Source organism: Halomonas sp. BM-2019, assembly GCF_017584085.1.
The window spans coordinates 3,833,094-3,838,493 of record NZ_CP071922.1 but is presented as its reverse complement, the minus strand read 5'-3'; the positions used below and the strand labels follow the sequence as shown (position 1 = coordinate 3,838,493).

Annotated in this window: 6 protein-coding genes (1 of these 6 cut by a window edge); all 6 read left to right on the top strand. The window is 49.7% G+C overall.

Annotation, left to right across the window (positions count from 1 at the left end; translation table 11 throughout):
- Positions 1-508, top strand: the 3' portion of a protein-coding gene (relA, locus tag J5F18_RS19025) for a GTP diphosphokinase (RefSeq protein WP_346300084.1). The gene continues 2,051 nt to the left of window position 1, outside the view; 508 of the gene's 2,559 nt are visible here — the last part of the coding sequence; its start codon lies off the left edge, out of view; it ends in the stop codon at positions 506-508.
- Between the two features lie 34 nt (positions 509-542).
- Positions 543-749 (top strand): hypothetical protein, encoded by a 207-nt coding sequence (locus J5F18_RS19020; RefSeq protein ID WP_346300083.1) that lies wholly within the window; start codon positions 543-545, stop codon positions 747-749.
- An 88-nt stretch (positions 750-837) separates the two neighbouring features.
- The gene (locus J5F18_RS19015) at positions 838-2,493 is read left to right on the top strand and encodes a CTP synthase (RefSeq protein WP_346300082.1); all 1,656 of its coding nucleotides are present in this window, start codon (positions 838-840) and stop codon (positions 2,491-2,493) included.
- Between the two features lie 27 nt (positions 2,494-2,520).
- A complete protein-coding gene (gene eno / locus J5F18_RS19010) occupies positions 2,521-4,017 on the top strand; it encodes a phosphopyruvate hydratase (RefSeq protein WP_346300081.1) in 1,497 nt (498 codons plus the stop codon).
- Positions 4,018-4,291: 274 nt separating this feature from the next.
- Positions 4,292-4,582: a cell division protein FtsB gene (ftsB, locus tag J5F18_RS19005; RefSeq protein ID WP_346300080.1), complete on the top strand. Its 291-nt coding sequence runs from the start codon at positions 4,292-4,294 to the stop codon at positions 4,580-4,582.
- Entirely contained in the window at positions 4,582-5,301 is a 720-nt protein-coding gene (gene ispD, locus J5F18_RS19000; RefSeq protein WP_346300079.1) for a 2-C-methyl-D-erythritol 4-phosphate cytidylyltransferase, read from the top strand. Before ftsB ends, ispD begins: the two co-directional genes overlap by 1 nt.
- Positions 5,302-5,400: the final 99 nt, after the last annotated feature.

Below are 5,400 nucleotides of genomic sequence, written 5' to 3'. Positions count from 1 at the left end.
GTGCCCAACGGAAGTAATTATGAGTGAAGATTTGAAGGTCACAACATTACCACAAATGCAGCGTCTCCTCGAAATTATGGCAGCGCTGCGTGATCCTAACGGTGGTTGTCCTTGGGATTTGCAGCAAACGATGCGTTCGTTGATACCCTACACCTTAGAAGAAGCTTATGAAGTTGCTGCTGCTATTCACAGCGGTGACGTTGAAGCGATTCGCGATGAGCTTGGCGATCTTCTTTTTCAAGTGGTGTTTTATGCGCGCTTGGCAGAAGAGTCGGGCGACTATGACTTTGACCAAGTTGCAGCGGCGATTGCCGATAAGCTGGTGCGTCGTCATCCCCATGTTTTCGGAGATGCTGAAGCGAATGATGCCACGGAAGTCCTCCGGCAATGGGAGCAGATCAAGCGACAGGAGCGTGCAGAAGCGGCAATAGACACCAGTGTTTTTGCCGACATACCACAGAACTTACCGGGACTTCTGCAAGCAATGAAGATTCAAAAACGTTGCTGAACAGGCAAAACTTCAGGACCGCATTGAGGACGAAATGGGTGATCTACTATTCGCGGTGGTGAATTTAGCTCGCCATGCAAAAGTGAACCCCGAAACAGCACTCGGGCGAGCGAATCAAAAATTTATGCGTCGTTTTCGTCAAGTCGAGGCTCTCGCGGCTGCAGAACAGCGCGAATTAGCCGAGCAACCCTTGAGTGAGTTAGAATTACTTTGGCAACAGGCAAAACGCGAACTTTCGTGATTGCCGCAGCGGCAATGCTCGGGTATACTGTTTTCCCGTCTTAAGTTCCTTTTCCACGATTCATTTACCCTGACGCAGCAGGTTTTGCATGGCGACTAAATATATTTTTGTAACCGGCGGTGTAGTTTCTTCGCTGGGGAAAGGTATTGCGGCGGCTTCGTTAGCTTCTATTTTGGAAGCGCGCGGACTCAAAGTAACCATCATGAAACTGGACCCGTATATCAACGTTGATCCCGGTACCATGAGCCCCATTCAGCACGGCGAAGTGTTTGTCACTTGTGACGGTGCTGAAACCGACCTCGACCTTGGTCATTACGAGCGCTTTATTCGCTCACGCATGACTAAGAAAAATAACTTCACCACAGGCCGCGTCTACGAAGACGTGATTCGCCGCGAACGGCGCGGAGATTATCTGGGTGCCACGATTCAAGTTATTCCGCATATTACCAATGAGATTAAGCGTCGCATTATTGACGGAGCTGAGGGCAATGACATTGCCTTAATTGAAATTGGTGGCACGGTGGGTGATATTGAGTCACAACCTTTCTTGGAAGCCATTCGCCAATTGTCGGCCGAAGTTGGCCGTCATCGGACACTTTTCATTCATTTGACCCTAGTTCCATTCCTCGGTGCGGCCGGCGAAGTGAAAACCAAACCGACCCAGCACTCTGTAAAGGAGCTGCGTTCTTTGGGTATTCAACCTGATATTCTTATCTGTCGTTCAGACCGGACAGTACCTGCCAATGAGCGGGCGAAAATTGCGTTGTTTACCAATGTTTCAGAGCGCGCGGTTATTTCCCTGAAAGATGTACCGAGTATTTATAAAATTCCAGCGATTCTGAAATCGCAGGGGATTGATGACCTAGTGCTTGAGCGCTTTGGTATGGACTGCCCAGAAGCTGATTTAAGTGAATGGGAAAAGGTTCTTTATCTTGAGTCGAATCCTGTAGGTGAAGTCACGATCGGTTTTGTCGGTAAGTATGTTGAATTACCAGACGCCTATAAGTCGGTTAACGAAGCACTTGCGCATGCTGGATTGCATAATCGTGTCACGGTTAATATCCGCTATATCGACTCACAAGATGTCGAAACCAAAGGTGTTGCTAAACTTGAAGGTGTCGATGCGATTTTGGTACCTGGTGGTTTTGGCGGCCGTGGTATCGAAGGCAAAATCATGGCGGCACAGTATGCGCGTGAGAACAATCTGCCGTATCTCGGTATCTGTTTAGGCATGCAGGTTGCGTTGATTGAGTATGCGCGCCATGTGGCAGGTCTTGAAGGTGCCAATAGTACCGAGTTTGACGAGCATACTGCGCACCCCGTTGTTGGTCTGATTACTGAGTGGATGGATGAAAGCGGTCAGAAGGAAATTCGCGACTCGGGTTCTGATTTAGGCGGCACCATGCGCTTAGGCGCCCAGCAGTGCCATTTATTGCCTGACACCAAAATCCGCGCAATTTACGATGCGGAAACGATTGAAGAGCGTCATCGTCACCGCTATGAAGTGAACAATAATTATCGCCAGCAACTGGGTGACGCTGGGCTGACCTTTGCTGGTCTCTCAGCCGATAAACGCCTCGTGGAAACGATTGAAATTGCCGAGCATCCTTGGTTTGTTGCGGTGCAGTTCCATCCGGAATTTACGTCGACGCCGCGTGATGGTCATCCATTGTTTGCCAGCTTCGTTGAAGCTGCGCGTGAGTATCAGCAACGCCAGCGGAACCTGCAAACGATCAGCGATTAATTAAAGACTGAATTCAGAAAGGATTAGATGATGAGCAAGATAGTAAAAATTATTGGTCGTGAAATCATGGATTCACGCGGTAACCCAACGGTCGAAGCGGATGTATATCTTGACGATGGCAGTATGGGTCGTGCGGCTGCGCCAAGTGGCGCATCAACAGGTAGCCGTGAAGCACTTGAATTGCGCGACGGTGATGCCGGTCGTTATCTAGGCAAAGGTGTATTGAATGCCGTCGGCAATATTAATGGTGCCATTGCGACTGCGCTGCAAGGCATGTCCGCGCTGAATCAAGAAGCAATCGACAACACCATGCTGAAGTTAGATGCTACAGAAAATAAAGAAAAGCTCGGTGCGAATGCGATTTTGGCGGTTTCCTTAGCCGTCGCAAAAGCAGCTGCCGTTAGCAAAGGCGTTGAATTATTCGCGCATATTGCTGATTTAAACGGTACATCGGGCGAATACAGCATGCCGTTGCCGATGATGAATATTCTCAATGGCGGCGAACATGCAGACAATAACGTCGATATTCAAGAATTTATGGTGCAACCGGTTGGTGCGAAGAGCTTCTCCGAAGGTTTACGTGTCGGTGCGGAAATTTTCCACGCGTTGAAAGCGGTGCTCAAAGCGCGTGGTTTAAGCACGGCGGTGGGCGACGAAGGTGGTTTTGCGCCTAACTTGGCTTCGAATGAAGAAGCGCTGGCGGTGATTTCCGACGCGGTTAAAAATGCCGGTTACCAGTTAGGCAAAGACGTCACCTTAGCGCTCGACTGCGCGGCATCAGAGTTTTATCGTGACGGTAAATACCATCTGAGCGGCGAAGGCAAAAGCTTCACCGCTGAAGAATTTGCCGACTATCTTGCCGAATTGTGTGATCGGTACCCAATCGTGTCGATTGAAGATGGGCTGGATGAAAGTGATTGGGCTGGCTGGAAAACGCTTACTGAGAAGCTGGGTGAGCGGGTGCAATTGGTTGGCGATGACTTATTCGTCACCAACACCAAGATTTTGCAGCGTGGTATCAGCGAAGGGATTGGCAACTCAATCCTGATTAAATTTAATCAAATTGGTAGTCTAACGGAAACCTTGAATGCGATTCGTATGGCGCAGGAAGCCGGTTTTACTGTGGTCATTTCGCACCGTTCAGGTGAAACGGAAGACGCAACCATTGCCGACTTAGCGGTGACTATACCGAGCTGTGTAATGCGCTTTTCGAAGCGGAGCTGGTCTATTTGGCGCGCTCGCAAGAACCTCGCTTTCAAACTCATGGCGCTGCCTTGCAGCGTCGTTTGGCTAGTGTGCCTCAATATGTGCGCAAAACGGCCGCAGCATTACTCGAAGCGCAGCTCGAACCAGCGATACCGCTCGCACTTGACGTTCAAAGTGCCTGTTGGCTCGCTAAACAACGCAGTAAGCCTTGGTTGCCGGGTGACGCAAGCCACAAACTTGCCGCTTGGTTGGGCAAACATGCAAAACTCGCCTTACCCTTACCTGTATTTGTCCTCGAAGAATCCACGCAAACCATAAGTATTCGCCTTGATTCAGTGGACCAGCTTGCACTTGAGCAAGAAAAGCTGCATCTTAACTATTATGGCTGGTTTGGACTTGATGGCAGTCATTTAGACGCTACGGCAGACAGTGTGACCATGCATCTTTTACAGCCGACAAAAGCCGTATTAGCGGCAGCATGTGCAGGGCACCGCTGGCGAGCAGGAAACAAATTGCCGCCGCAGGCTTTAGATCTGCGCAGCCTATTATTGTCAGCATCGATTGATTGGCAGCATTTAGGGGAGATTCGGCGATGCGCGTTATAACCGTCATTCTAATCGCGCTGGTGCTTGCGTTACAGTATCGTATTTGGTTTGGTCAGCATGGGGTCAAGGATTACCGGGAGTTGCAAAATGATCTTGCCCGTCAGGAGCAAATTAATGCAACCTTGCAACAACGAAACCAACTGATCGAAGCTGATATTAAAGACTTACGCAATGCTTTAGAAGCAGTTGAAGAGCGGGCTCGCAACGAGCTGGGTTTCGTGCGCCCTGAGGAAACCTTCTTTCGTCTCATCCCCATGCATGAAGAGGAAATTGATTGATGATAGGGATTATACCTGCTGCAGGTATAGGTCAGCGAATGGGAGCGGAGATTCCCAAGCAATATCTTCAATGTTGTGGAAAAACCATTTTAGATCATAGTATTTTTGCGTTACTACAAGACCCGCGTGTCAAACGGGTTTGGGTGGCAGTGCAAGGCGATGACCAATGGTGGCCGGAATCTCATTTTGCCAACGATTCGCGGGTGGAAGCTACGCTTGGTGGCGCAACGCGCGCACAATCTGTGCTTGCCGCTTTGCAGGCTGCAAAAGCGTCCGGTGTTACAGCTACAACACTAGCAGTGGTTCATGATGCAGCACGACCGGCATTAGCGCGAGAGGTGTTAGCGCGACTTCTTGATGTTGCAGAAAGAACGCCAGAGTCTGGGGCCTTATTGGCATTACCGGTACGCGATACAGTGAACCAGGCAGTAACGTCAGCCGCACAGGGTTCGTTACCTGTGAGTGAACAAACGTTAGAACGAGAGAAACTCTGGCTGGCACAAACGCCACAGGTTTTTCAATTGGGGCAGTTAATACGAGCGCTCGAAGCTGGACTGGCAGCAAATTCTGCACTAACCGATGAAAGCTCAGCAATGGAACGTTGCGGTCAACAACCGTTACTCGTGGTGGGAAGTCGCCAAGCCATGAAAGTGACCGACCCAGAAGATCTTGCCTTGGTCGAATATTATTTAAAACAGTTAAACAGGTCGTCTTTATGAACATGCGTATTGGTCAAGGCTTTGACGTGCACAAATTTGCTGGTGATGGACCCATTCGATTGGGCGGTATTACCATCGACTGCGATCAGGGGCTGTTAG